At 68.1% G+C, this 25,327-nt stretch carries 22 protein-coding genes and 1 tRNA gene; 9 read left to right on the top strand and 14 right to left on the bottom strand.

Features of this window, described 5'->3' with window-relative positions; translation table 11 throughout:
- The first annotated feature begins 54 nt into the window (after window positions 1–54).
- Window positions 55–867: a glycosyltransferase family 2 protein gene (locus tag ACV4UX_RS03490; protein ID WP_491591945.1), complete on the top strand. Its 813-nt coding sequence runs from the start codon at window positions 55–57 to the stop codon at window positions 865–867.
- A gap of 496 nt (window positions 868–1,363) precedes the next feature.
- On the opposite strand, the gene ACV4UX_RS03485 is transcribed toward ACV4UX_RS03490, so the two are convergent.
- Window positions 1,364–3,049 (bottom strand): hypothetical protein, encoded by a 1,686-nt coding sequence (locus ACV4UX_RS03485; RefSeq protein ID WP_491591944.1) that lies wholly within the window; start codon window positions 3,047–3,049, stop codon window positions 1,364–1,366.
- Complete coding sequence (locus ACV4UX_RS03480; protein WP_491591943.1) at window positions 3,046–4,254, bottom strand: zinc-dependent alcohol dehydrogenase; 1,209 nt, start codon at window positions 4,252–4,254, stop codon at window positions 3,046–3,048. Before ACV4UX_RS03480 ends, ACV4UX_RS03485 begins: the two co-directional genes overlap by 4 nt.
- 156 nt (window positions 4,255–4,410) lie before the next feature.
- Between ACV4UX_RS03480 and ACV4UX_RS03475 the strand changes: the two genes are divergently transcribed.
- From ACV4UX_RS03475 to ACV4UX_RS03460, 4 genes are all read left to right on the top strand, one after another.
- Window positions 4,411–5,625: an SPASM domain-containing protein gene (locus tag ACV4UX_RS03475; protein WP_491591942.1), complete on the top strand. Its 1,215-nt coding sequence runs from the start codon at window positions 4,411–4,413 to the stop codon at window positions 5,623–5,625.
- Between the two features lie 7 nt (window positions 5,626–5,632).
- Window positions 5,633–6,709: a glycosyltransferase gene (locus ACV4UX_RS03470; protein WP_491591941.1), complete on the top strand. Its 1,077-nt coding sequence runs from the start codon at window positions 5,633–5,635 to the stop codon at window positions 6,707–6,709.
- Window positions 6,710–6,881: 172 nt separating this feature from the next.
- The gene (locus ACV4UX_RS03465; RefSeq protein WP_491591940.1) at window positions 6,882–7,292 is read left to right on the top strand and encodes a hypothetical protein; all 411 of its coding nucleotides are present in this window, start codon (window positions 6,882–6,884) and stop codon (window positions 7,290–7,292) included.
- Between the two features lie 19 nt (window positions 7,293–7,311).
- Window positions 7,312–8,484, top strand: a complete 1,173-nt coding sequence (locus tag ACV4UX_RS03460) for a glycosyltransferase family 2 protein (RefSeq protein ID WP_491591939.1) — start codon at window positions 7,312–7,314, stop codon at window positions 8,482–8,484.
- Between the two features lie 267 nt (window positions 8,485–8,751).
- Here ACV4UX_RS03460 and ACV4UX_RS03455 read toward each other — a convergent pair whose 3' ends face one another.
- The 3 genes from ACV4UX_RS03455 to ACV4UX_RS03445 form a co-directional block, all read right to left on the bottom strand.
- Complete coding sequence (locus ACV4UX_RS03455; protein ID WP_491591938.1) at window positions 8,752–9,708, bottom strand: chemotaxis protein; 957 nt, start codon at window positions 9,706–9,708, stop codon at window positions 8,752–8,754.
- 253 nt (window positions 9,709–9,961) lie between these two features.
- Window positions 9,962–11,410 (bottom strand): oligosaccharide flippase family protein, encoded by a 1,449-nt coding sequence (locus tag ACV4UX_RS03450; protein ID WP_491591937.1) that lies wholly within the window; start codon window positions 11,408–11,410, stop codon window positions 9,962–9,964.
- A gap of 77 nt (window positions 11,411–11,487) precedes the next feature.
- Complete coding sequence (locus ACV4UX_RS03445; protein WP_491591936.1) at window positions 11,488–13,041, bottom strand: radical SAM protein; 1,554 nt, start codon at window positions 13,039–13,041, stop codon at window positions 11,488–11,490.
- Between the two features lie 235 nt (window positions 13,042–13,276).
- Between ACV4UX_RS03445 and ACV4UX_RS03440 the strand changes: the two genes are divergently transcribed.
- Both ACV4UX_RS03440 and ACV4UX_RS03435 read left to right on the top strand, forming a co-directional pair.
- Window positions 13,277–13,843 carry a hypothetical protein gene (locus tag ACV4UX_RS03440; RefSeq protein ID WP_491591935.1) on the top strand — a complete coding sequence of 189 codons (567 nt, stop codon included), beginning with the start codon at window positions 13,277–13,279 and terminating at the stop codon, window positions 13,841–13,843.
- Window positions 13,840–13,971 (top strand): hypothetical protein, encoded by a 132-nt coding sequence (locus tag ACV4UX_RS03435; protein WP_491591934.1) that lies wholly within the window; start codon window positions 13,840–13,842, stop codon window positions 13,969–13,971. Before ACV4UX_RS03440 ends, ACV4UX_RS03435 begins: the two co-directional genes overlap by 4 nt.
- A 214-nt stretch (window positions 13,972–14,185) precedes the next feature.
- Here ACV4UX_RS03435 and ACV4UX_RS03430 read toward each other — a convergent pair whose 3' ends face one another.
- The 3 genes from ACV4UX_RS03430 to ACV4UX_RS03420 are packed head-to-tail and all read right to left on the bottom strand — an operon-like array spanning window position 14,186 to window position 18,375.
- Window positions 14,186–15,232 carry a glycosyltransferase family protein gene (locus ACV4UX_RS03430; protein ID WP_491591933.1) on the bottom strand — a complete coding sequence of 349 codons (1,047 nt, stop codon included), beginning with the start codon at window positions 15,230–15,232 and terminating at the stop codon, window positions 14,186–14,188.
- Window positions 15,232–17,130: an asparagine synthase (glutamine-hydrolyzing) gene (gene asnB, locus ACV4UX_RS03425; RefSeq protein WP_491591932.1), complete on the bottom strand. Its 1,899-nt coding sequence runs from the start codon at window positions 17,128–17,130 to the stop codon at window positions 15,232–15,234. Before asnB ends, ACV4UX_RS03430 begins: the two co-directional genes overlap by 1 nt.
- Window positions 17,131–17,133: 3 nt before the next feature.
- Window positions 17,134–18,375 carry a glycosyltransferase family 4 protein gene (locus tag ACV4UX_RS03420; protein ID WP_491591931.1) on the bottom strand — a complete coding sequence of 414 codons (1,242 nt, stop codon included), beginning with the start codon at window positions 18,373–18,375 and terminating at the stop codon, window positions 17,134–17,136.
- Window positions 18,376–18,566: 191 nt separating this feature from the next.
- Between ACV4UX_RS03420 and ACV4UX_RS03415 the strand changes: the two genes are divergently transcribed.
- Both ACV4UX_RS03415 and ACV4UX_RS03410 read left to right on the top strand, forming a co-directional pair.
- Window positions 18,567–19,544: a chemotaxis protein gene (locus tag ACV4UX_RS03415; RefSeq protein WP_491591930.1), complete on the top strand. Its 978-nt coding sequence runs from the start codon at window positions 18,567–18,569 to the stop codon at window positions 19,542–19,544.
- Between the two features lie 52 nt (window positions 19,545–19,596).
- A tRNA-Ser gene (locus ACV4UX_RS03410) sits at window positions 19,597–19,686 on the top strand.
- 236 nt (window positions 19,687–19,922) lie between these two features.
- Here ACV4UX_RS03410 and chrA read toward each other — a convergent pair.
- The 6 genes from chrA to ACV4UX_RS03380 all read right to left on the bottom strand — a co-directional run bounded on the left by chrA (window position 19,923) and on the right by ACV4UX_RS03380 (window position 25,189).
- Window positions 19,923–21,116 (bottom strand): chromate efflux transporter, encoded by a 1,194-nt coding sequence (gene chrA, locus ACV4UX_RS03405; protein ID WP_491591929.1) that lies wholly within the window; start codon window positions 21,114–21,116, stop codon window positions 19,923–19,925.
- Window positions 21,117–21,356: 240 nt separating this feature from the next.
- Window positions 21,357–23,051, bottom strand: a complete 1,695-nt coding sequence (locus tag ACV4UX_RS03400) for an FAD-dependent oxidoreductase (RefSeq protein WP_491591928.1) — start codon at window positions 23,049–23,051, stop codon at window positions 21,357–21,359.
- Between the two features lie 77 nt (window positions 23,052–23,128).
- A complete protein-coding gene (locus ACV4UX_RS03395; RefSeq protein ID WP_491591927.1) occupies window positions 23,129–23,998 on the bottom strand; it encodes a P-loop NTPase in 870 nt (289 codons plus the stop codon).
- 159 nt (window positions 23,999–24,157) lie between these two features.
- A complete protein-coding gene (locus tag ACV4UX_RS03390) occupies window positions 24,158–24,523 on the bottom strand; it encodes a CGGC domain-containing protein (RefSeq protein ID WP_491591926.1) in 366 nt (121 codons plus the stop codon).
- A gap of 16 nt (window positions 24,524–24,539) precedes the next feature.
- Entirely contained in the window at window positions 24,540–24,935 is a 396-nt protein-coding gene (locus ACV4UX_RS03385; RefSeq protein ID WP_491591925.1) for a response regulator, read from the bottom strand.
- Between the two features lie 2 nt (window positions 24,936–24,937).
- Window positions 24,938–25,189 carry an FmdB family zinc ribbon protein gene (locus ACV4UX_RS03380; protein WP_173084557.1) on the bottom strand — a complete coding sequence of 84 codons (252 nt, stop codon included), beginning with the start codon at window positions 25,187–25,189 and terminating at the stop codon, window positions 24,938–24,940.
- Window positions 25,190–25,327: the final 138 nt, after the last annotated feature.

Here is a 25,327-nt window from a genome sequence, read left to right as displayed (position 1 = left end):
TTAATCCGCCGTTTCGTATCATCCGCCATTGATTTCTTTCGGAGGAACCCCCCGATGATGAACGGCAAGAAAGTGGTGGTGGTCATGCCGGCCTACAACGCCGCCACCACCCTGGAGCGCACCCTGGCCGAGGTGCCCCGCGACATCGTGGACGATGTCATCCTCGTGGACGACGCCAGCCGCGACAACACCATCGAGCACGCGCGCAAGCTGGGCGTCCGCTGCTTCCTGCACGAGCGCAACTGGGGCTACGGCCGCAACCAGAAGACCTGCTACGCCGAAGCCCTCAAGCTGGGGGCCGACGTGGTGATCATGGTCCACCCGGACTACCAGTACACCCCGCTCATCATCCCCGCCATGGCCAACCTGGCCACTTCGGGCCTTTACGACGTGGTCATCGCCTCGCGCATCCTGGGCGGCACGGCCCTGGCCGGAGGCATGCCCGGCTACAAATACGTCTCCAACCGCTTTCTCACCCTCGCCCAGAACCTGCTCATGGGCGCGAAACTCTCGGAATACCACACCGGCTACCGCGCCTTCACCCGCGAAGTGCTGGAAAAGCTCCCCCTCTGGGAGAACTCCGACGACTTCGTCTTCGACAACCAGATGCTCGCCCAGGCCATCTACTTCGGGTTCAAAGTGGGCGAAGTGAGCTGCCCCACCAAGTATTTCGACGAGGCCAGCTCCATCAACTTCAAGCGTTCCTGCATCTACGGCCTCGGCTGCCTGGGCACGGCCTGGAAATTCCGCATGCAGAAATGGGGCAAGGCCAAGCACGCCATCTTCGACCCCAACGGACGCGGACTCTCCGACCCCGAAGCCAACTACTACTCCGACCAGACCGCCACCATCTTCCCCCCCGAATAGATCAGGCGGACCCAGTTCTTCCACGAAAGGCCCCCGGCGCACCACGCCGGGGGCCTTTCTCGTCGCGTCGCGTCGCCCGTGCGGCGGCGGGGCCGCAGACGCAACAGACGCCTCCGGCGGGCAGGGCTCCGCCCTGCACCCGCTGGAGAGGGCGCCGCCCTCTCCAGACCTCTCCCCCCTGGACCCGGCAATTGCTTTGCGGGCTTCACCGGGTAGGGCTGTGTTGCCGGTCCCGGTGTTGTGCGCGGGGAGCGGCTGGCAAGACCCTTGCGGCTGCGCCGCCTGTCGCGCGGGAATTCGCGCAAAGCCGCGAATCCCCGCGCGGGGGGCCGTGGCGCTTCGCGCCAGGGAGTTGTGAGCCGGAACCGGAACACGACGGCATACCCGGTGAAGCCCGCGAAGCAATTGCGGGGTCTGGGGGGATCATCCCCCCAGCCGGTCCAGGGCGGAGCCCTGGCCGCCGGAGGCTCTTCCTCCGGCCCTTCCCCCCTCAACCTCAACCGCGCCGGGCGTCTCCGCGAAGCGATTGCCGGGTTCGTCTGGCCACGGCGCGTCCGGCCCAGGCCAGGGCGAGGAACGCCGCCGCGCAGGCGGGCAGGAGGATGTGCCGGTGGTGGGTTCCGGCGCGCAGGGCGACCGGCCTGGCCTCCACCGTGACGCTCAGCGAGGAGCCCCGTTCGGGTTGGACGGGCGACGGCGCGAGGCCTTCCAGGCGGTATTCGCCCAGGCGGCGGGGATCCAGCCAGGGCAGGCTCAGGATGTCGCCCGCGCTGCCCGGGGGCACGATGACTGCGCCGGAGGCGGGGCGCGCGGTGCAGATCAGCCGGGTCTGGCCGCTGAACGCGGTGACGTTGTGGAAGAGGTATTCCTTGAGGTTGAATCCTGCGAGGGTGTCTTCCTCCCAGGTGTTCACGCCGTTGAAGTAGTCGTTGCGTTCGTGGAACCAGGCCAGCGTGGGCGCGAAGAGCAGCCAGAGCAGGAGGGTGGCGTGGGGGACGCGCAGCCTGGCCGCCAGGCGCGCCAGGACCGTCAGGGTGAAGGCGGCCGCCAGGAGGTAGGCCACGAAGAGCCAGCGGAAGGGGTAGATTTCGCAGCGCAGGGGGGTGAGAAGATTGGTGAGCCGGTACCAGTGGTCGCCCCAGCCGGCCCAGACGAAGGCGGCGCAGGCCGCGGCGGGAATCCAGGCCGGAAACTCCCCGGCGCGGACCCTGGCCCAGGGCGCGGCAAGGGCGGCGAGGCCGGCGAGGGCCAGGAACCAGACGCCCACGCAGAGGGAGCCGTCGTGGAAGGCCACGCCGTAGCGGCTGAGGGTGTCGGGGAAGTCGAAGAGGGGGCTCTGCCCGTCGGTGAGCAGTCCCCAGAGGTCTGCCCAGGACGCGTAGCCCGTGCCGGGGAAGCGGATGAACCCGTCGTAGATGGCCCGCACGGCGTAGTACTTGGGGAAGATGAGCACGAAAGTGAGCGCCTGGAACCAGAGCACGCGCGCAAGCGGTCGCGGGGAGCGTTGCGCGCCGCTGGCCAGGAGCGCGACCAGCAGGGCCGCCGTGTTGAACCAGACGAAGAGGTGGAGCGCGCCCTGGTAGAAGGCCATGGCGTTGAGCAGGGCGGCCAGGGCGGGGGAGGCGCGGCGCTCGGCCGCGCCGTCCAGGAGCAGGGCGGCCGCGCCCGGGAAGAGCAGGACGTTGATGGCGGGGGAGTAGCCGATAGCCAGGTGGTGGGTGAGCCAGGGGTTGAGCGCCGCGAGGACGAAGAGCAGCGCGCCCTGGCCGGGGGTGAGCCCCATGCGCCGGGCCAGGAGCCCCGTGCCCGCGATGCCCAGGACGAAGTGCAGGGCGAAGTAGGTCTTGATGAATCCCACGGGAGGCAGGAGCCAGGCCAGGGGGAGGAAGGGCGAGAGGCTGATGACTTCGGGATTGGACCAGTAGGAGAGGTCCTGGAGCGTGGAGAAGTGGCCGATGTTGTCCGGCACGGTGAAGAAGGTGGCCGGGAGTTCGCCGAACTGGGTGAGGCTGCCCAGGAGGTAGTGGAAGTAGAAGAGGTCCTTGGGCCAGTCGAGAACGCCCAGGCGGTCGGAAAAGAGCCAGGGGCCGTCGAAGAGACAGACCAGGGCGGCGCAGGCGAGCGCGTAGGCCCAGGAGGAGCCTGTGCTCCAGGCGCCGGGGGCGGCGTAGGGAGCCTTCATGCCCTGGGCGCGAAGGCCAGTTTCATGGAGCCGGAGCCGGACTTGTCGAAGGCGGCCTGGAAGGCCTTTTTCCAGTCCGCGAGGGGGTATGCGCCGGAGAAGAGTCCGGCGGTGGGGTAGCTGCCGGAGGCGAGCAGGTCCAGGCAGAGCTGGTAGGTGCGCACGCGTTCGCCGTTCCAGGAGGCCGTGGCGTACATGGCCGTGCCGGTGACGGTGAGCTGGCGGAACCAGAGGCTGGAGAGATCGGCCTTCCTGATGGTCCCGGCGGTGCCGATCATCACGTAGCGGCCGCGCGCGCGCAGCGTCACCAGGGCGTCCTCGAGGGTGCGCGGGGAGGCCACGCAGTCGAAGACCACGTCCGCGCCGCCCTCGATGTTGCCTCCGCCCATGGCTGTGGGGAGGAAGCGACCCTGGAAGGCGCGGGCCAGCTCCTGGCGGGTGGCCTTGCGCAGGATCTCGTCCGCGCCGCCTTTGCGGCCCAGGTCGGCCTGGAAGGGGTGGCGCGCGGCCAGGACGATGCGCCCGGCGAAGCCCAGGGCGCGAAGGCAGCGCACGGTGTGCTGGCCCAGGATGCCCGCGCCGATCACGAGCACGGACTGCCCGGGCTCGGGGAAGTTTTCCAGCACGGGCTGCATGGCGGAGGCCATGGAGTCGGTAAGGATGGCGTCCTCGTCGGAGACGTTTTCGGGCACGGGGAGGAGCTTGCCGGGGTGCGCGGCGGTGAGCGGGGCCATGCCGCCGGATGCGGCGGCGTTGAAGCCCAGCACGGAGCCCGGGGGTAGCGCGCCGTCGAGGAAGCGTTCGCAGAGGTTGTAGTCGCCCCGGGCGCAGGCGGGGCAGGGAGGCAGCTCGCGGACCGAGCAGTCCAGGACGGGTTCCACCACCACGCGAACGCCGGGCGCGGGGCCGTTGCCCGAGGGCGCGGCCTCCACGTCGGCGAGGATTTCGTGCCCGAGGACCATGGGCAGGGAGGCGTAGGGCTCCAGGAGCATGGACTCCGCGCCCTTGAGCAGGTTCACGTCGGAGCCGCAGATGCCGCACAGCCGGGTGCGCAGGGTGGACCAGCCGGGGCGTGCGGGCTTGAACGCCACCTCCTCCAGGGCCAGGGGGGTGACCAGATGGTGGAAGCGGCGGCGCTGGACGGCGCTGAAAAAGGCCGAAAGCAGGTAGCGCGGGATGGAGCGTCGGTAGAGCAGGGCTTTCATGGGCGGGTTGTGGGGCAGGGAGGCTGCTCTGTCAAGGTTGACGGGGGACCTGGAGCGGCGTAGAGACCCCGCGTTTCAGGGGGAGCCGCGCGGGTTGACAAACCCGTGCGGTTGCCTACACTCCGCCTTCGCCGAATTTTCGGCCCGCGAGGTACCATGTCCAAGCGCTCCAGCATCGCCCTGGGAACCATCCTCAAGAACTTCGCCCGCGTCTCGCGCCATCCGTGGATCGCCTCCCGGCTGGCGGCTTTGGAGAAGGAGAAGATCCTCTTCAAGCCCCTGAACCCGCGCGCCCACGAGGGCGTGGCCCGGTCCATCCGCCAGGTGTCGGTGCGCATCACCGACATCTGCAACCTGCGCTGCCACACGTGCGGCCAGTGGGGCGACCAGGGCTTCCTGCACTGCGCGGACCTGAAGGCCCTGAAGAAGTCCGAGGTCTCGCCGGAGCGCTACCACCTGCTCCTGGCGGACCTGGCCACGCACGGTCATTTCCCGTCGGTGTACCTGTGGGGCGGCGAGCCCACCATGTACAAGGGCTGGCTGGAGATCATCGAACACGCCACGGTGCTGCGCATGCCCACGTCCATCGCCACCAACTCCACGGGCATCGCCAAGGCGGCCGAGCGGCTGGTGAAGGCCCCCATGTTCCTGCTGCAGATGTCCATCGACGGCCCCGACGCCGACACCCACAACGCCGCGCGCCCCTCTGCCTCGGGGGCCGACAACTTCCAGTCCATCCTGGACGCCCTGGACGCCGTGAACCAGGCCAAGAAGGCCGCGGGCAAGAAGCTGCCGCTCACGGCTTCGCTCACCACCATCTCCCAGGCCAACGTGGGGCGTCTGGTGGACATCTACGAGACCTTCAAGGACAAGGTGGACCTCTTCGTGTTCTACCTCTCCTGGTGGATCGACGAAGCCTCGGCCAAGGCCCACGACGCCGACTTCGAGCGTCGCTTCGGGCAGAAACCCAAGCTGCACTGGGGCTGGGTGGGCGACTGGACCATCAAGGAGTACGCCCTGCTGGACCAGCAGCTCAAGGAAGTGATGCGCCGCTCCAAGGGGTGGGATTCGCCCGCGGTGAACATCATCCCCAACATCACCGGCGTGGACAACCTGCGCGAATACTACACCGACCACTCCCAGCACTACGGCTACGACCAGTGCATCTCCATCTACCAGGCCGTTGAGATCGACTCCGGCGGAGACATGTCGCCGTGCCGCGACTACCACGACTACGTGGTGGGCAACGTGAAGCAGAACACCATCACGGAGATCTGGAACAACGAGGCCTACCGCAAGTTCCGCGCGAGCCTCACCACCCAGGGGCTCATGCCCGCCTGCACGCGCTGCTGCGGGCTCATGGGCTACTAGGCTGCCCTTGAGCGGACCCAGTCGGCTCGTCCTGCTCCTGCAGGACCTGTGCTACGGCGGCACCCAGCGCCACGCCCTGGAACTGGCGCGCGGCATCGACCGCGCGCGCTTCGCCCCGGAGCTGTGGTCCCTCTGCAAGGGAGCGGACTTCGCGCCCGAGGCTGCGGCGGCGGGCGTCCCCGTACGTTGGCTTACCGATCAACGATCGGTAAGTTTCCGGTCCGTGCTGGCCCTTCGCGCCGCCATCCTCCGGGAGCGCCCCTCCGTTCTCATGCCCCTCACCGCCGTGCCCAACATCTGGGGACGCCTCTGGGGGCGTCTGGCTGGGCTCCCCCTGGTGGTCGGCACCGTGCGCGGCGGCGGCAACATCAAGCGCCAGCACGAGCGCTTCCTGGCGCCACTGGCCAGCCACCACGTCACCAACACCCAGGCCCTCAAGGACGCGCTCCTGAAGCTCGGCAGGCCCGAGAACGCCGTCACCGTGATCCGCAACGGCGTGGACACCGACCGCTTCCGCCCCGATCCCGACGGCATCGGCCCCGTGCGCAAGGTGGTGCTCTGCGTGGCCCGCTTCGTGGACGACAAGGACCATCCCACGCTCCTGGCCGCCTTCGAGCGCCTCCACGCCCGCATGCCCGACGCCGAGCTCTGGCTCGTGGGCGACGGCCCACTCAAGGGCCGCTTCGAGTTCGCCGCGCGCCGCCTGGAGTGCGGGCGCAACATCCGCGTCTTCCCCGGCGGGCCGGACCTCGTGCCCTTTTACCGTCAGGCTTCCGTGCTGGCGCTCTCCTCGCTGCGCGAGGGGCTGCCCAATGTGGTGCTGGAGGCCATGGCCTGCGGCGTGCCCGTGGCCGCCACGGCCGTGGGCGGAATCCCCGAGGTGGTGGAGGAGGGGCGCACCGGGCGTCTCTCCCCGGCAGGGGACCCGGAGGCCCTGGCCCGCAACCTGGAACGCCTCCTGGCCGACGAGGAGGCCAGGGAGCGCATGGGCCGCGCGGCCCGCGCCCACGCCGTGGAGGACTTCTCCCTCCGGGCCATGGTGGCGCGGCACGAGGAACTGCTCGATCGCCTCCTGCAGCCCTGACGGCCTGTTGGCGGAGCCGTCCCGCGCAGGGCGTCCGACGGCCCTCCCGAAGCGCACCCCGCGCGGAATTTCCGCCTGTCCGGCGGGGGGCTGTTCAACCCGCACGGAAGCGTCTATAAGCGGCGCGGCACGCGTCCCGGCCGGAGCGCGCCGCACATCCCCCGGAGCCCTCATGAAACCGATCTGCCTCGCCATCGCCCTCCTGCTGGCCCTGCCGGCCTTGGCCGCGCCCCAGCCCCAGAACGTGGAGGGGCTCTGGACCGCCGATTTCTTCGGCAACACCGTGGAATGCCACCTGGAGCAGAAGGGCCAGTTCCTCTGGGGAGTGGCCTACGTCACCACCCGTGCGGGCGAACGCAACACCTACCACCTCATAGGGATTGTCGCAGGCAATTCCGTGGAGGCCTTCCACGGCAGCAGCGGCAACCGCTTCAGCGGCCAGGTGTCCCCGGACGGGCGCGTCTCCGGCAACTTCATCATGAAGGACGGCCCCACCATCGCCATGGACGCCAGGCGCGTGAAGTCCGGCCGCACCCACCCCGGAGGCCTGGAATGGCCGCCCAACTACCCCCCCGCGCAGTGAAGCGCCCGAGGATCCTTTCGTGAAGACCCTCTTCGTCCTTTCCGCCCTGGCCGAGGCCCTGCTGCTCCTGGCCCTGTGGAACGCCGGGCGTCGCCATGTGCTGGCCGGGCTGCGCACCCCCTACAAGGGCCCCGAGCCCTTCGACCCCGCGCCCCGCGTGGCCATGATCGTGCCCGTCACCGGCGACACCCCGGCCGTGCGCGCGGGACTCAAAAGCCTCCTGGAGCAGGACTACCCCAACCTGCGCTACTTCCTTGTCACCCGTGACGCCTCGGACCCTGCCGCAGGGGTCATCGACTCCCTCATCGCAGGCCGCGAAGACGCCGTGCGCCTGGTCAGCGGCCCCGCCGAGACCAGCGGCCAGAAGAACCACAACCTTCTGGCGGGCGTGGCCCAGGCCCGCCACTGGGCCGACATCTACGTCTTCTGCGACTCCACCCACGTGGCCCGGCCCGACCTGGCCCGGCTGCTGGCCCGGCCCATCGCCGAGGGCAAGGGCGTCATGTCCGGCGGGTTCCACCGCGTCGTGCCCCAGAACGACACCACGCCCACCCTGGGCATGCTCCTGGCCTGCATGTTCCTGCACTGCCTGCAGCCCGTGCGCGCCGTCACCCAGCCCTGGGGCGGGGCCATGGCCGTCTCGCGCCGGGCCTTCGAGGAGCACGGCATCCAGGCCGTCTGGTCCACCAACATCGTGGACGACTTCTCCCTGGGGCCGCATCTGGCGAAGAAAGGCATCCGCACCTGGCCCGTGGGCGAGGCCTGCCTGGAGACGCCCCTGAAGAGCGTCCCCTTCGCCATCTGGCAGGACTGGCTGACGCGCCAGCTTCTCTACCTGAAGTTCTGCACGCCGGGGATGTGGATCGGGGTGATCCCCGTGATCTGGCTCTTCTTCGGCCCGGCGCTCCTGGCCCTTCTCGGGGCGCTGGGGGCCGTTTTCGGGACGGCGGACGCCTGGTGGCTGGGCGCGGCGGCCCTCTACGCTGCGGGCTTTCTCGGCCTGGGGCTGCTCTACCGCAGGCTCGCCCCGCGCCGCGTGCCCCTGGCCGCCTGGACCCTGGGCTTCTTCGCCACGCCGCTCATGGCCGCCTGGTGCTACCTGCGCACCTGGACCACCTTCCACATGCGCTGGAGGGGCACGTCCTACAAGGTGGGCTGGGGCGGCAAGGTGCTGCGGGTGATCCGGCACTGAGGCCCGGCGGCTGGGCCTGACGCGACGCCGCGCGGGCGCGCCCGTGGCCGGGGAGCGCGGTCCGGGCGAGCCGACCCGACCTCTGCGTGAAGGCGCCCGGACGAGCGGCCCGGAGAGAGCCGACCGGATCAGCCGCCGGGGCCATCTTCCGGCCCATCATCCCGGGGCAGTCACTCGTGTCATCCGCCCTGAGCAGCCGCCCGGGGCAGTCGTCTGGGAGGGGCGTACGGCTCTGTCGTGCGGTGCAGCCGCCGGATCAGCCGCCCGTCACTTGTGCTTGCGGATGAGTCCCACGGCCCTTTCGATGAGCTCCCCGATCTGGGCCTTGGAGATCTGCGCGTCCGCGCCCACGGAAACGCCTTTGTGGAAGAGGCTCTCCGTGATGATCGACGAGCACAGCAGCACGGGAATCTTCTTGAGTTCGGGGTCTTCCTTGATCTTCTTGGTCAGGTGGTGGCCGTCCATCAGGGGCATTTCGATGTCCAGGATGATGACGTCCAGCAGGTCCTCGAGAGGGACCTTCTCTTCCGTTACCTTGCGCTTGATCGTTTCCAGATGCGCCCAGGCGTCCTTACCGTTCTCGAACTGGACGACGTTGAAGTTGTTGTCCGTGAGCAGCCGGAAGATCATGTTCCGGGCCATGGTCGAATCGTCTGCGATCAGCGCGTTGAGGGTTTTCGTCTGGATGGTTTCCTTGACGTTGCGGGAGAGGTTCGGCGTGGGCAGCACCTGCTCGTTGAGCCTGGCCACGATCTGTTCGAGGTCCAGCAGGAAGACGATCTTGCCGTCCAGTCGCACGATCCCCGTGATGGAGTTGGACGTGAGCGAAGACAGCTGGAGGTTGGGGGCCTTCACCTGGTCCCAGCTGAGCCGGTAGATCCTGGTGACGCCCGAGACCAGGAAGGACGTGATGACCTGGTTGAACTCGGTGACGATGACTTTCAACGTTTCCGAGCGCTGGAGCTTCTTGCCCACCCACTGGCTGAGGTCGATGAGCGGCACGATTTCCGAACGCAGATCGAACGCGCCCATCACCGACGGGTGCGACCGGTCGGGCATGTCGGTCAGTTCCGGCAGGCGGATGATCTCCAGCACCTTGGCCACGTTCATGCCGTAGTAGGTGCGGGAGATTTTCCCCGTGTCCTCGTTGGCTTCGTCGATGAAAAACTCGACGACTTCGAATTCGTTCGTTCCGGATTCCAGCAGGATGTCGGACTTTGCCATGTGTCCTCCTTGCGGTGCGAGCAGGTGTGCCCAGGGGTCGGCCAAGCCGCGTCCCCGATGCCTCGGGGCGGCGTCGTGCGCCGTGTCAACCGGTCCGTCTCCGGGAACATCGGGGCAACCCCTTGGTTCCGGCTCGTCTCGCGACGAGGGCGACTTTCCTGAGAATGAACGGAGAAACCGTTCGGCTGTCAATGCAATTCTCGTCGCTTTGCTCGGGGGCGAGCCGGACCGTTGCTGCCTGCCGCGAGGCCCGTCAAGCCGTGCGCGCCTGCGCCTTCATCTCCTTCCACCACTTCCAGCCCAGCACGAAGAAGGGCGCGAGCGCCCCGGCCTCGGCCAGTTCGCGCACGTGGGTCAGGCCCAGGGCGTAGTAGAGCGCTGCGGCGAGGCAGGTGGCGCCCAGCACGGGCTTCACGGCGCGCCACTTGATGAGCCCCATGGAGCGCTGGCAGGTGACGGTGGAGCACAACGCCACGGCCCCCTTGGTGAGCACGATGGCCATGCCCGCGCCCAGCAGCGGGTCGCCCGGGATGAACACGCTGCACAGGGCGATGTTCAGGATCAGCCCCGCCCCGTAGATCCAGAAGAGGGTCCACTGCCGGTGCTGGCTCATGAGCAGGTAGGCCGCCAGGTTGTGGAGGAAGCTGAAGAGCACGGAGGGAACGAGCCATTTCTGGAGCAACGCGGCCTGGTGGTAGTCCGGGCCGTAGATGATCCCGATGATGCGGTCCGATTCGGCCCAGAGGAAGAACATCACCGGGATGGAGGCCCCCAGGAGCCATTTCACGGAGTTGTCCTTGAGCTGGTCGAAGGCCTCCTTGTCGTGCCGCCAGAGGCCCACGAAGAGGGGGTAGAGCACGCTCTTCATGAGCAGGCTGGAGATGGGGATCTGGATGGCGTCCACCACTTCCCAGGTGGCGGCGTACTGGGCCACGGAGTGCGGCCCGGAGAACTTCTGGAGGAAGAAGAGGTTGGCCTTGTTGTAGAGAATGGAGAAGAGCGCCATGAACACGAAGACCACCCCGCCCTTGGCGGTGTTCCAGGTCCTGGCCAGGGCCTTGCCCTTGAAGGCCAGGCCCTGCACGTCGGTGCGGTTCACGGCGATCCAGGCCCCGCCCAGGAGGTTGATCCCGTTCTCGATGATCTTGAAGAGGGCGATCCAGTGGGGCTGGAAGCCCAGGGCCAGGGTGGTCAAGGCCCAGCCGTAGCCGCACACCGCGCCGATGGAGCGGATGCGGGCCTCCAGGTCCTGGCGGCCCTGCACGCGGCAGGCCACGAAGAAGGTGGAGGCCAGGGCCTCCAGGCCCACTCCGGCGGTGATCACCTGGATGAGGTTGGTCAGGCCGCCCGTGTAGCGCTGCTGCATGATGAAGGCCGTGACGCCCAGCCAGCCCAGCACGAGGATCACGCCCTTGATGAGCGTGTACTGCATGAGGATGTCGCCCTTGTGCCCGTACTTCTTGGACAGGGCGGACACCAGGGGCTGGTTGAGTCCGAACTCCCCCAGGAAGAGCACGATCATGGCTGTGCTGAAGGCCAGCTGGAATTCGCCGTAGTGGCTCTGGTCCACGCGGGCCAGGTAGATGAAGAAGGCGGTGTGGAGGAGATCCTTGATGGTCTGGGCCGAGGCAAGGTGCAGGAACTTGCCGATGACGCCGTGGGACGCGGCGGCCGCTCCCCCGTTGTCCGAGGGCTGGCTCATGCTGGGCGGGGGTGGGTCATGGGGGGTTCCGTGGGGGCGGGCCGTGCGGCCCGCCCCTCAAGGGTTGCTGGCGAGTGTTATTTCTTGCCCTTGCCCTTGGCGGGCTTGGCTTTGGAGACGGGCTTGGCGGCCGGTTTGGGGGTCGGCTTGGGCGCGGCCTTGGGTTCGGGGGCCAGGAGCGGGGCCTGTTCCGGAGCCTTCTCCGCCGGGGCGGCGGCCGGGGCCTCCACGGGGGCGGCGGCAACGGCCACAGGAGCCTCGGGCTTCACGGCCAGGGGCGCTTCGGGCTTGACGGCCACCGGGGCCGGTTCCTTCACGGCCGGGGCGTCTGGCGCTTTGACGGCCGGAGCCGGGGCCGGAGCCGGGGCTTCGGGCGCGGGGGCCGGGGCGGCTTTGTGTCCGCCGCCGCAGCATCCGCCGCGCGGGGTGCAGGTGATGAACGTGCCGTACTTCTCCAGTTCGTCCACGCGGCAGCTCCAGACCATGCGGCCCTTGTGCAGGATGGCGTCGGGGCAGCCGTCGCACATGTTCTGGCGTCCGTCTTCGGAGACGTCGCAGGGCTGGATGATCATCACGGACTGGATGTGCAGGCATTCGGCCATGCGGGAGGGCTCCTTGAGCCATTCCCAGAAGATCTTGCGCACGCTCTTGTTCACCAGGGCCAGGGGGAAGAGGGCCTGGGCGGTGTTGGTGAGCGTGGGGCGCGCGTAGGCCAGGTAGGTGCCGGTGAAGAGGTGGTGGAACACCTGGACGATCTCGGCGAACTTGTGGTCGAGGTAGCCCAGGGTCTTGTCCTTGCGGCCCACCTTGAGGGTGAGCAGCCACTTCATGGAGCGGGGGTCTTCGGTGCCGTTGAGATAGGCGCAGGGCTCGAAGGCCGGGTCCATGGTGCGGATCACGTCGGCCACGTCCTGGGCCACGATGTCCTTGTGGGCTTCCATGTGGTCCAGCTGGTAGACGAGCTGGTGCATGTCCACGGGCTTGCCCCCGGCGTGGCAGTCGAAGCCGGCCTGGGCCTTGGCGGAGCGGAAGAGGATGAACACCATGGTCTGGACGCGGTCCATGTGGTCCTGCGCCCAGCGGGTGAGCATGGGGATCTTGTCCAGGGTGTCGCGGTAGATGGTGGCGTTGAAGGCGCAGGCCACCTTGCCGCCGCCGTGCTCGTGGATCATGTTGGCGAGCTTCAGGCGCAGATCGCAGAGTTCCTCTTCGGTCTGGCCGGAGAAGCCGGGGCGCTTCTGGTGGGAGTCCACGTGCATGGTGAAGCCCACGAGCCCGGCCTTGGTGAGGTCCCGCACGAGGGCGGGGGTGAGTGCGTGCCCGTTGGAGTTGATGATGGGCTTCCAGCCCTGGGCGGCCACGTAGCGCACCAGCTCCACGATGTGGGGGTAGATGAGCGGCTCTCCGCCTGCGATGGAGATGCCGTCGGTGCGGCGCAGGGTGCGCACGGTCTCCAGCTCGCGGATCACGTCCTCCAGGGGCCTGTGGCCGTCGGGGTCGTTCTCACGGTAGCAACCTTCGCAGTAGAGGTTGCACTTGGTGGTGGGTTCGAGCCAGGTGATGGAGTTGTCCGACAGGTTCCAGGGGAGACGGTAGTAGGTCTCCGGCGTGAGGGGGCGCTTTGGGTTCATGGCTGGTCCGTGTGGTTGGATTCGTAAAGGCACGCCAAATCTGAGCCGCTGTACAGCATAAGGGTCCGGGTTGGCAACGCCCGGAGCGCGGCGGACGGCGCGGAACGTAAAGGGATATTTTTTCTGGTTTTTGCCCACAGAGCGGTATGTGGGGTGAAATTTAATCCCTCCTGCATACACTGCACGGTCATCGGCCCCTCGGCAGGGCCGAAAACACCGAAGGAGGAATCTTCCCATGACCACGCCGATCCATTCCCAACTTCTGGAGCGCGAGCCCTTCCCGGCCGCCGCGAACCGACAAGCGGCCGACGCGCCCGCCACGCCCGGGGAGCACCCCGCCCCCGTGTTCGTCCCCTACCAGGAGCTTCTGCGCCACCTCTGGGCCAGCCCGCCCTGCGTGAACGCCTTGTGCGGCCACAGCCCCGCGCTGGATTGGGACGCCTTGCTGGACCACGGCCCCGAACCCGCCGACCCGGACGGGCGCGCGCGCTGGAGCGCCGGGCGCGAAGCCCTGGAGCGCGTCAAGCCCGCCCTGAAGCAGCGCGAGGAGCATCTGGCACGCTACCTCAAGCAGCGCGACTACCAGGCCGGCTTGGCCGTGCTGCGCTCGCGCGACCCCCTCTACGAGAGGACCATGGAGCTCATGGACCACGACGTCTCCAAGCTGCCCGAGGTGCTGCGCAGGCTGGTGATGCCCGCGCTGGCCAGGGAGTTCGGCCTGTTCTCGGAGTTCTACCGCGTGGCGCGCGAGGCGGCCTGGCTGGTGGAGGGCACGCCCGGGAGGCCGAGCGCGGTCCCGTGAAGCGGTCCGCCCCGGGCGGACCGGCCGAGGAGGACGAGCTGTCCGCCCTGAAGCGCCGGATGAAGTCCGGCGGGGCCAGGGAAGGCGACCTTCTGCGCTACCTGGAACTCACCGGCGCGGGCGAGTGATGCCCTCAACCCTCAACGAAAAGGAGACGGACATGGGTTTCGAATCGTTCACGGGCATCAAGGGCATGGCCCTGAACTTCATGATGGACAACGGGCTGATGGACGACGCGCCGAAGCAGGCGCTGGCGCGGTTCGCGCCGGGCGCGAAGGATTCCGGCGGCCCTTGGCGGATATGCGCCAGGGAATGGCGGAAGGGCGGAGTCTGCGGGGACCTCTACAGCCGCCCGTCCCGCACGAAGCGCTCCACCACCCCGAAGGCGAACTCGTTGCCCCGGAAGTCCACGGCGCGCACGCGCTCGCGGCAGCCCTCCACCCGGGACTCGAACCCGGACATGGCCGCCTCGTCCAGGCGGTGCATGTCCAGGTGCAGGCCGTAGCCCAGTTGTTCCAGGTAGAAGGCGTTGAGCCACTGCTCGAAGGCCCCCTTCACGGGCAGGGAGACGATGGGCTTGCCGTAGGAGAGGGCCTCGCTCATGAGGGTGTGGCCGCCCCCGCAGATCACGTAGGCGCAGGAGGCCATGTCGGCCAGCAGGCCGTCCTCGCTGAACTTCTTGAAGGTCAGGTTGCCCTCGCGGGCCTCGCGGTTGTAGCCGTAGACGATCACCGGACGCCCCAGGGTCTGGAGCAGCGGCACGAAGCGCGGGCAGATGGAGCAGCTCTGGTACACCAGGATGTGCTCGCCCACCGTGGCCTCGTGCTCGAACACCTTCTCCCGGTGGATGGGCGGCGAGATGGCCCGCTGCGCGCCGGGCTTCAAGGGCGGCTGGTAGAAGCTGATGACCAGGTGCGCCGTGGAATTGGAGAAGAGGCGCTCCACGGAGAAGGAGGTGGAGGCCATGTCCCACCAGACCTTGCGGGGCAGGTGGTGCTCGCAGAGGGTGATGACGTGCTGGTGGTCCAGGGAGAGGCAGGGCACGCCCGTCCGTCTGGCCGCGATGGGCACGAAGTATTCGTAGTCCGAGAGGCAGACGTCGGGCTTGAAGGAATCGATGAGCCTGCCCAGGCGGGCCAGTTCGCTGCCCCTGCGGGCGAAGGTCTTCACGGCCAGGGCCACGGTGGCGGGCAGGTCCAGGGCGTAGTTCTTGTAGCGCGTGCCGGGGTTGAGCACGGTCTCCACGCGGTGGCCGCGCCGCAGGATCCCGGCGGCCTCCTCGCTGGTGACGAAGAGGAACTCGTGCTGCGGGAAGGCCCGGGCCAGTGTGAGGGCGCGGATGGCGTGGCCGTGCTGGGAGCCGTGGACGCCGTAGAGGATGCGGGCCATCAGGACACGTCCGGCTTGTTGTGGGCGAGCCAGAGCTGGAGCACCAGCAGGGTCCACAGCTCCTTGCGGCGGTCCCGGCGTCCGGAGTCGTGCTCGTCGACGAGCCCGCGCACGGTCTTGGGGTCGAAGAGGCCCTGTTGTCTCAGGTGGCTCTCGCCCAGAAGCTCATCCACCAGGGGCTTGAGCTTGTCGCGCAGCCAGCGGGCCACGGGGATGAGGAACCCGCGCTTGTTGCGCGTGCGGATCTCCTCGGGCAGCAGATGCGCCAGGGCCTTCTTGAGCAGGTGTTTGCGCGAGAGGCCCCGGAGCTTCATGGGCGTGGGCAGGCGGCAGGCGAACTCGGCCACGTCGCGGTCCAGGAAGGGGGCGCGGGCCTCCAGGGAGTGCATCATGGTGCAGCGGTCCACCTTCACCAGGATGTAGTCCAGCAGGTACTGGCGGCAGTAGGCGTGGAAGAGGCGGTCCAGGTCCGTGGACGCGCTGGAGCGGTCGAAGGTGCGCCGGGTGGAGGCGAAGAGCTGGGCCGTGTCCAGGCCCAGGCGGGCCGGATCGCGCCAGAGATGGCGCTGCAACTCGGGGTGCAGGGCCGTGAGCCAGTCCTGCACGCGCAGCCAGGGGGCCTGTCGCGCGCCGTGCAGGAAGGTGGCCGCGCCCAGGCGCAGGTTCACGTAGCCGTCCGAGGCCGGGAGCGCGGCGCAGGCCGGGTCCACCACGAAACGGCGCAGGGGCCGGGGCAGGGCGTTGTAGAGCCTGGCGGCCTGGAAGCCCTGGAAGTGCTCGTAGCCCGCGAACAGCTCGTCCGCGCCGTCGCCGCCCAGGGCCACGGTGACCTCCTGGCGCGTCACCTTGGAGAGCAGGTACGTGGGGGCGATGGAGGGGTCGGCCATGGGCTCGTCGAAGCGGGTGACGATCTCGGGGAGCAGCCCGGCGCAGTCCTCGGCCGAAAGGATGTGCTCGTGGTGCTCGGTGTCCCACATGCGGGCCACGGAGCGGGCGTAGGCCGACTCGTCGTAGCTGGCCTCCCGGAAGCCGATGGAAAAGGTCTTGATGCGCGGGGCCTGCCCGGCCATGAGCGCGGCCACCAGGGAGGAGTCGATGCCGCCGGAGAGGAACACGCCCAGGGGCACGTCGGAGATCATGCGCCGTTTCACGGCCTGGGCCATGAGGCGTTCCAGCTCCCGGCCCAGCTCCTCCTCGCAGGCGCGGGCGGGCTCGGGCGCGGGCAGCGACCAGTAGCGGCCCAGGGTGACGCGGCCCTCGCGCAGTTCCAGCCAGTGGGAGGGCGGGAGCTTCTTCACCTGGCGGTAGATGGACTCCGGCGAGGGCACGTATTCGTAGGCCAGGAAGCGGGCCAGGGTGGCGGCCTCCACGTCCAGGCGCAGTCCAGGCGCGCGGCGCAACGCCGAGGACTCGGAGGCGAAGGCGAAGAGTCCGTTCTGGAGGGTGTAGAAGAAGGGCTTCTTGCCGAAGCGGTCCCGGGCGCAGAAGAGGGCGCGCTCGCGGCGGTCCCAGAGGGCGAAGGCGAACATGCCCTCGAAGCGCTCCAGGCAGCGCGGCCCCCACTGGAGCCATCCGGCCAGGATCACCTCGGTGTCGGAGCAGGTGCGGAAGGCGTGTCCCAGGGCCTCGAGTTCGGCGCGGATTTCGCGGTAGTTGTAGATTTCGCCGTTGAAGGTCACGGCCAGGCGGCCGTGGGCGTCCTCCATGGGCTGCGCGCCGGTGGAGAGGTCGATGATGGAGAGGCGGCGATGGCCCAGCGCGGCGGGGCCGTCGCGCCAGTGTCCGCAGCCGTCGGGGCCGCGGTGGGCCATGGAGGCGGTCATGGCCTGGAGGGATTCCAGCGCCTCGGGCGGGAGGGGTCGGCCGAGGGCGTCCACCAGCCCGGCGATGCCGCACACGGTCTAGGACTCCTGCCCGGCCGGGGGCCGGGTGTGGGCGCGGAAGAGTTCGTAGAGGCTGCGGGCGTTGACCTCGGGATCGAACATTTCCCGCACGAGGCGTTGACCGGCTTCGGCCATGGCCACGGCGCGGTCGCGGTCGGCGGCCATGGCGCGGATGGCCTCGGCCAGCGCCTCGGGGTTGCGCTGGGGGGCGATGAGCCCTGTCTCGCCGTGGCGGATCACCTCGGGGATGCCGCAGACGTCGGTGGCCACCACGGGGAGGCGGCGGGAGAGGGCCTCCATGATCACGTTGGGGATGCCGTCGCGATCGCCCGAGGCGTGCACGACGCTGGGCACCACCATGATGTCCTGGGAGGCCATGAGCCAGGCCGTCTCGTCGTGGGAGAGGAAGCCCGGCATGTGCACCGCGTCATCCAGGTCCAGGCGCTTGCGCAGGGCCTTGAGCAGGGGGTCCTGGAAGCCTGAGCCCACCAGGGTGAGCCGGAAGGGGAAGCCCTGGCGCTTGAGCAGGGCGCAGGCGCGCAGGAGCACGTCGAAACCCTTGGTGCGCGCGAAGCGGCCCACGGCCAGGAGCTTGCAGGGCGGCGCCATGTCCACGGCGGCGAGCCCATGGTCCCGGAAGGTGAGGCTGTTGTAGACGAGGTGGATCTTGCCTTCCTGGCCCGGGGCCTGGGAGGCTAGGTAGCCCTTGTTGGCCAGGTTGTTCACGCGCACGAAGAGGGCGTCGCGGATTTTGTCGGCCAGCGCGCCGTCGGGGGGGTAGATGTCTCCCGCGCGCCCGGCCATGGAGTAGGGCACGCCCGTGAGCTGCGAGGCCACCCATGCGGCGGTGGCGGGGCCGCCCGCCCAGGGGGCGTGGATGTGGTCCACGCCGTCTCGTTCGAGAAGCCTGGCCAGGCGGAAGCCCGCGAAGAAGGCCCAGATGCTCTCGCCCGTCACCTCCAGGCTGCACCAGCGGCGCAGGAGCATGCGCCGGGCCAGATCCTTGAAGACGCCCGGGCGGCGCTTGTTCCACCAGAGCGCGTCGCGCAGGATGAGCGGCAGGGCGAGGAACCCCATGCGCCGCACGCCGTAGGAGTAGTCGAGCATTTCCGGGGAAAGATGCCTGAGCTTCTTGCCGTAGAGGCTGTAGGCCAGGACGTGAAGCCCCTGGCGGCGCAGCGCCCGGACCTCTCGGAAGATGAAGGTTTCCGAGGAGAGGGGGAACCAGAGCAGGACGTAGGCGATCTTGGGAAGATTCAAGGTGTGGCCTCGCAGGGGAAACGCCGTAGGCGTCCGGTGGTTCTATTCCAGGGCGGGCGCGGTGTAAAGCGCCGGACGTTGCGGCGGAGGTAGGCCTTGACAAGGGGCACGATGTATCTCAACGGTGATATGGTCTAGCGAAGCGGCGTCGCCCGAACCGTCATTCCACAACCGTCCAGCCAGAGGCCTCCATGAGCCAGACGAACATTCTGCTTGAGTCAGGGACAAACGAGCTCGAAATCGTTGAATTCTTCATCGACGAGGAGACCGATGGCGGCGGCACGTACCGCAGCTATTTCGGGGTGAACGTCGCCAAGGTTCTGGAAATCATCCGCAAGCCCAAGGTGACGGAGATGCCCTCCACGCCGCATCCCGCAGTGAAGGGCACGTTCAACCTGCGCTCGCGCATCATCCCGCTCATCGACCTTTCCATCTGGCTGGGCAAGTTGATGGTGCGCAACGATGCTCCCAAGGTGATCGTAAGCGAGTTCAACAACATCACCAACGCCTTCCTGGTGTCGGGCGTCACGCGCATTCACCGCCTGAGCTGGGAGCAGGTGGAGCCGCCCAGCGGCTACGTGGCCAGCTTCTCCTCCAACAGCTTCACGGGCGTGGTGAAATTCGAGGACCGCATCGTGCTGCTTCTGGACATGGAAAAGATCATCTGGGACCTGAACCCCAGCCTGGCCATGCGCGAGGAGCCCGAAGAGGAGGCCCGCGTGGAGGCCACCGACGAGATCGCCTACCGCGCCCTGGTGGTGGACGATTCGGGCTCCATCCGCAAGCTCATCGTGAACACCCTCCTGCGCGACGGCTACGAGGTGGAGCAGGACATCAACGGCCAGCAGGCCTGGGAGCGCCTGGTGCGGCACAAGCAGCGCTCGCAGGAGGAGGGCATCGACATCCTGGAGTTGGTCAACCTGGTGGTCACCGACATCGAGATGCCCGCCATGGACGGCCACAACCTCTGCAAGCGCATCAAGGACGACCCCGTGCTGCGCGACATCCCGGTGATTCTCTTCAGCTCGCTCATCAACGAGAAACTTTTCCACAAGGGCACGTCCGTGGGCGCGGACGACCAGATCACCAAGCCCGAGATCACCACGCTGACGCAGCGCTCCAAGGCGCTCATCGAGCAGAAGGGCCGCCCCCGGCCGCGTACCAGGTAAGGGGCGTCTTGCCCGGCGGCGCACGCGGGTGTAAGAGATGCCTTCCGCGCGCGGAGGGATGGCCGAGCGGTTTAAGGCGGTGGTCTTGAAAACCACTGGCGGGGCAACCTGTCCGGGGGTTCGAATCCCTCTCCCTCCGCCACTTTTCAGACTTTTTGATTCTGGACAGCCAGAGCTTACCCCACACTATACCCCACATACTCGGGCAAAACGCCTTTTCTTGTTCCCCTACCTTGTCCGCTGAGGCAGTTCCTTCACCGGTCACAAGGAGGACTTTCAGCCGTTCCTGGATCTCCATGTCCAGAGCGGCTGTTGGAGGCGATGGAGACGGTCAATTGCGGGCCCAGCAGCGGGTTTGCGTAGCCCTCGATGCCCTCGCTACAGGATGATCATCGCGATCGCCGTTCCTGCCAACACCACCCAGATGACATCGACATTCGCCGACAAGCCCACGAAAGCGGTGGCACAGAGCGTTGCCCCCGCGACGCTCCAATCGATGGGTCTCGTCAAAGTGACCACAGTCGCGGCCATGAGCCCTCCGAGGGTCGCCAAACTGGCATGCATCGCCTTGCGGAAGCGATGCGACCCCAGCAGACGGTCGCAGTGAGGAACGGCCCAGACGAGAACAATGATCGATGGGGAAAAGATGCCGATGACCGCGACGACAGCGCCCGCGAGGCCCTTGACCGCATAGCCCACAAAGGCGGAAGAGATGACGATCGGCCCGGGGGTGACCTGGCCGAGGGCTATACCGTCCAGAAAGGTTTTCTCCGAAAGCCAACCAGCGACATGCACGACCTCGTGGAGCATCATGGGCAGGGCCGCGAAACCGCCGCCGAAGGCGAAGAGGTCCACGCGCATCATCCTGAGCATCAGTTCCAAAAGCACCGTGGATGACGCCGCCAAAACAGCCAGCATGAGACAGAGGCACGCAAGGAGTCTGATCATCGGACGGTTCCCGTTGCGAGTGGCGCATGCCGGAAGATGTCCTCCGCCTGTGGCATTGTCTTTGTAGATGGCCAGGCCCAGCAGCATTGCCACAACAATGAGAAGCGCTGGATGCACCTGAAGGAGTATGCCGCATGCGGATCCAATTCCGATCAGTATATCTTGGATGGATGTTGTGTACTTCCTGACGAATTCGATGGTCGCATGGGCGATGACGGCGACGACGATGACCTTGAGGCCCGCGAATGCTGAGAGAATCACGTTCACATCCTGATGTTTGAAGTATAACGCGGACATCATGGTGATCAACACGAATGCTGGCAGCCCAAAGCCGACGAAAGCCGCAAGGGCGCCCGCAAGCCCCCGCGCACGAAAGCCTACGAACGCAGCCAGCTGCATGACCGTCGCTCCCGGGATCATCTGGCAGATGGACAGACCCAGTCGGAAGTCCTTTTCATTGATCCAGGTGTGTTGTTCGAGCGCCAGCCTTCGTATGTGCGGAATCATCGCCGGACCGCCGAACGCGGTCAGGCCGACTCGGAAAAAGGCTCTGAAAAGAGCGAAATGGGTAACGCCATGCGGCGGCTCCACCACATTGACTGAGCAGTCACCGCTCTGATTCATTGCTGTCCTCCCGATGCATCTCTCTGCTGATGTCCTGCAAGCCGATCGCGTTCTTGATTGCCGAGCAGCTACATGTTCCACCAGTATCTCGCTTGCAGCACCCATTCGTGTCGGTCCATCCGGTTCCAGCAAGGCTTCTGGGTTCGTCCCCCGTGCGCATGAGGATGTCCGTGTTTACGGAGCAATGCACCCAAGCTCGTCCGGGGGTTGGGCTCCGGAGTTTGTCTTCCGCTCTGGGAGTTATTTTTCTCGGGCATAGGGCCAAGCCATCAGGCCGCCCTCCATGACGGCCACGTTGTCGTAGCCGTGGGCGTTCAGCACCTGCTGGGCCTCGTACCCGCGCATGGAGACCTTGCAGAAGGCCACCACGGGCGCGGACTTGTCTTCGGGGAGTTCCCCCATGCGCGAGCGCAGTTGCCCCAGGGGGACGAGGGTCTCGCCCAGGCCCAGGCGCATCTCCTCGAACTCTTTGGGACCCCGCACGTCCAGGAGGAAGGGACGCTCGCCCCGCTCCAGGGCGTCGTGGACCTCACGGCAGGAGACGCCGTTCATGAGCCCGCGCATCTTGTTCTCCAGGATGTGGGCCGTGGCGATGAAGTGATCGATGGCCAGGGAGAAGGGCGGGGCGTAGGGCAGGTCGGCCATGCCGACCTCCAGCACGGTCATGCCCGCCAGCACGGCCATGGCGGCCTCGGCACCCTGGCGGTTCACCTCGCCCGCGCCCACGCACTGGAAGCCCAGGATGCGTCCGGTGCCGGCGTCGGCCACCAGCTTGGAGACCAGGGGCCTGGCGCCCATGAAGCCCGGCTTGTCAGGCCCCGCGTTCACGGCCGTTACCACGTCGTAGCCCGCTTCCCGGGCGCGTTCTTCGGTGAGGCCCGTGGCGGCGGCCGCGAAATCGAAGACCTTGCAGATGCCGCTGCGGATGGTCCCGGGGAAGGTCGCCTGGCCGTTGGTGGCGGCGTTCTCTCCCGCCACCCGGCCCTGGAGGTTGGCCAGGTCTCCGAAGGGGGCCAGGGTCTTGCCCCCGGTGAGGCGGCAGGTCACTTCCACGCAGTCCCCGGCGGCGTAGACGTCCGGGTCCGAGGTGCGCATGCGCGCGTCCACGGCGATGCCGCCCGTGGGGCCGATGGCCAGGCCCGCGTCCCTGGCCAGGTCGGTGTTGGGGATAACGCCCAGGGCCACCACGGCCAGGGCGCAGGGCAGCGTCCTGCCGTCCTCCAGGCGCACGGCGGCCAGCTGGCCGTCTCGGCCCTCGAAACCGGCGACGCCCACGCCCGTGAGGACCGTCGCGCCCTTGGAGCGGGCGTGGTTGGCCACCAGGCGGGCGAGTTCGGGGTCCAGGAAGGGTAGGATCTCCGGGAGTTTCTCCACCACGGTCACGTCCATGCCGCAGGCGGCCAGTGCCTCGCAGGTCTCCATGCCGATGAGCCCGCCGCCCGCCACCACGGCCCGCTGGCCCTTGAGGAGCGCGCCCGAGGCGCGCAGGCGGTCGGCGTCGGCCATGGAGTGGAGCGCCGTGACGCCCGTCAGTTCCGCGCCGGGGAAGCGGGGCATGCGGGGCCTGGCCCCGGTGCAGAGGATGAGCTTGTCGTAGACGATGCTCCCCTTCTCCCCGGTATCCAGGCAGGTGTAGGACACGGTGCGCGCCCGAGTGTCCACGGCGGTGGCCTCGGTGTTCACCAGGGCGCGAACGCCCTTGGCGTTTGCGAAGAACTGGGGGTCGCGCACCACTCCCGCCGGGGTGGCGAGCAACTGCTCGCGGGCCTGGATCGTCCCGGCCACGTAGTAGGGATAGCCGCAGGAGGCCATGGAGAGTTCCGGAGCCTTCTGGATGAGCACCACTTCGGCGTTCTGGTCCAGACGTTTGGCCCTGGCGGCCGCCTTGGGACCGGCCGCCGTTCCTCCCACCACCACGATGCGCTGCGCTGCCATGGATGTCTCCCCGGGTCAGAGGGTTTGGCCGGGGCACGTCCCGGCGGGGTCTGCTGCGGCGTCGCGCCGGGCGACGCTCAAGACGCCTCGGGGGCTGCTGCCGGGCTGGCCCCGCGCCTTGCGGCGAAGGCCGCCCCGGCCAGCACCACTTCCCGGAAGGCCAAGGCCGCAGGGGAGCCGCCCTTCACGGCCAGGAAGGCCTCGCCCCGGTCGGCGGCCTGGCCCACGCCCGGCTCGATGGGGATGCGCCCCAGGAAGGGCACGCCGGACTCCCGGGCCAGGCGCTCGCCCCCGCCGGTGTCGAAGATCTGGTGCACGGCCCCGCAGTCCGGGCAGGAGAAGCCCGAGAGGTTCTCCACGATGCCCAGGATGGGGTTGCCCAGCTCCCGGCAGAAGCCCACGGAGCGGCGTACGTCGTCGATGGCCACGTCCTGGGGCGAGGTGACGATGAGCCCGGCCGCCTCCTTGCCCAGGATCTGCAACACGGAGAGGGGTTCGTCGCCGGTTCCGGGAGGGCAGTCCACCACCAGGCAGTCCAGGTCGCCCCAGGCCACCTGGTTCAGGAACTGCCCGATCACGCCGCCCTTCATGGCCCCGCGCCAGATCACGGGCGTGCCCGGATCGGGCAGGAAGAAGCCCATGGAGATCACCTTGAGGTTCCAGTTCCACTCCACCGGGAGCATGAAATCCCCGGCCATGGCGACGCTGGAGCCGGCCAGGCCCATGATCCTTGGGATGCTGGGTCCGTGCACGTCGATGTCCAGAAGGCCCATCTTCAGCCCTTCCAGGGCCAGGCCCACGGCCAGGTTGGCCGCCACAGTGCTCTTGCCCACTCCGCCCTTGCCGGAGAGCACGACGATGTTCGACTTGATGCGGGCGAGGGGGCCCGGGACTTCCAACGGCTGCAGGGGTTTGGACGCCCCGTTCTGGGATGATGGCTGGTTCATGGTCCTGTCTTTGCCGCGCCGGGCGCGGGGTCAAGGGTTGGCCGCCTCGGCGGCTCGTGTCGCGATGATGAAAAACGTGAGATGTTGCTCAACATCAATGCAAATGGTTTCAGCTGGTTGCCCGTGCACTCTCTGCGGGCGGATCGTGAGGACGCAACACTAGCCGAAGATGTCCGCCGGGAGGTACGGGTGCGTCCCCTCCACCACCGGGATGCCGGATTTGGCCCGGACCTTGGCGAGGATCGTCTCCCTGTGGGGGCAGTGGTCCGTGATGCACGGCCCCAGATGGATCACGGTGGGCTTTTCCCCGAGCGGCGCGTTCCAGAGCTTCACCTGGGCCAGGCGCGTCACCACCGTGGCCCCGGGGCAGTCGCCGCAATTGAGCAGGCCCATCAGCTGGGCCTCTCCGGGGGCATAGGCCGCAAACGCGCCTTCGCGGCGGTTGAAGCCGACAAGACAGCGCGAGCAACCGATGCAGACGTCGTCCATGGCCTTCTTGCAGCCCAGAACGAGAATCTTTTCCATGGGATGTCCCTCACGGTCAACGTGGCTGGAAGGTTGTCGGGGCAAGGACGGCCCGAAGAAGGGCCATGAGCTCCCGGGCGTGGGGCTCACCCGGCTGCGGCGGCAGTTGGGCCAGCACGCCCAGGCCCTCGGACTTCTCGTGGAAGTCCTCCTCGGAGAGGGAGCTGACCACGGCGGCGTTCACCCCCGCGTCGATGCCAAGGATCCTGAGCACCAGTTGCAGGGGCGTCAGGTCCGGGAGTCCCTCGTCGGCCACCACCAAAACGGGGCGCGCCTGTGTGACGCTCTCCAGGGCGGCCAGGCCGGTTCGCGCATGGCCGACCTGAGCGCCGCAGTCCACGAGTCCCTGGACGAAGCCCTCCCAGCCCGCCAGGGTGGGCGCGGCCAGGAGCACGGACAGCGGAGCGGACACGGCTAGGCCCCCCTGCCGGAACAGCAGGAGCCCGGGCCGGCGCAGGCGGCCTCGCCGGGGCGCGAGCCGCAGCAGGCGGTGTCCTTGGGGCCGGGGAGCCCCTGGACGGCCCGGCCGGTGAGGCTGCTCACGGCGCTGGGGAGCCGGTCGGGGTCGGGGCGGCCGCAGGCCGGGCAGGCCGGGAGCTCCTGGGCCGCAAGGGTGATCACCTCGCCTTCGAAGCCGCAGGCGCAGCGGATGTCATGGATGGGCATGTCGTGATTCCTTTCGCTGGCGCGCGCGGGCCGGAACCACCCGGCCCGCGCGCGGCGCGGAATGCGCGCCGGCCAAGAAGACCGGAGCGGGGAAGGGACAAGCCCACGTCAAGAGCAGCCGCCGCCCGTGAAGTCGGT

The sequence above is a fragment of the Fundidesulfovibrio sp. genome (assembly GCF_058402725.1).
The sequence above is the reverse complement of the archived record's forward strand: the minus strand, read 5'-3'. Positions and strand labels throughout refer to the sequence as shown.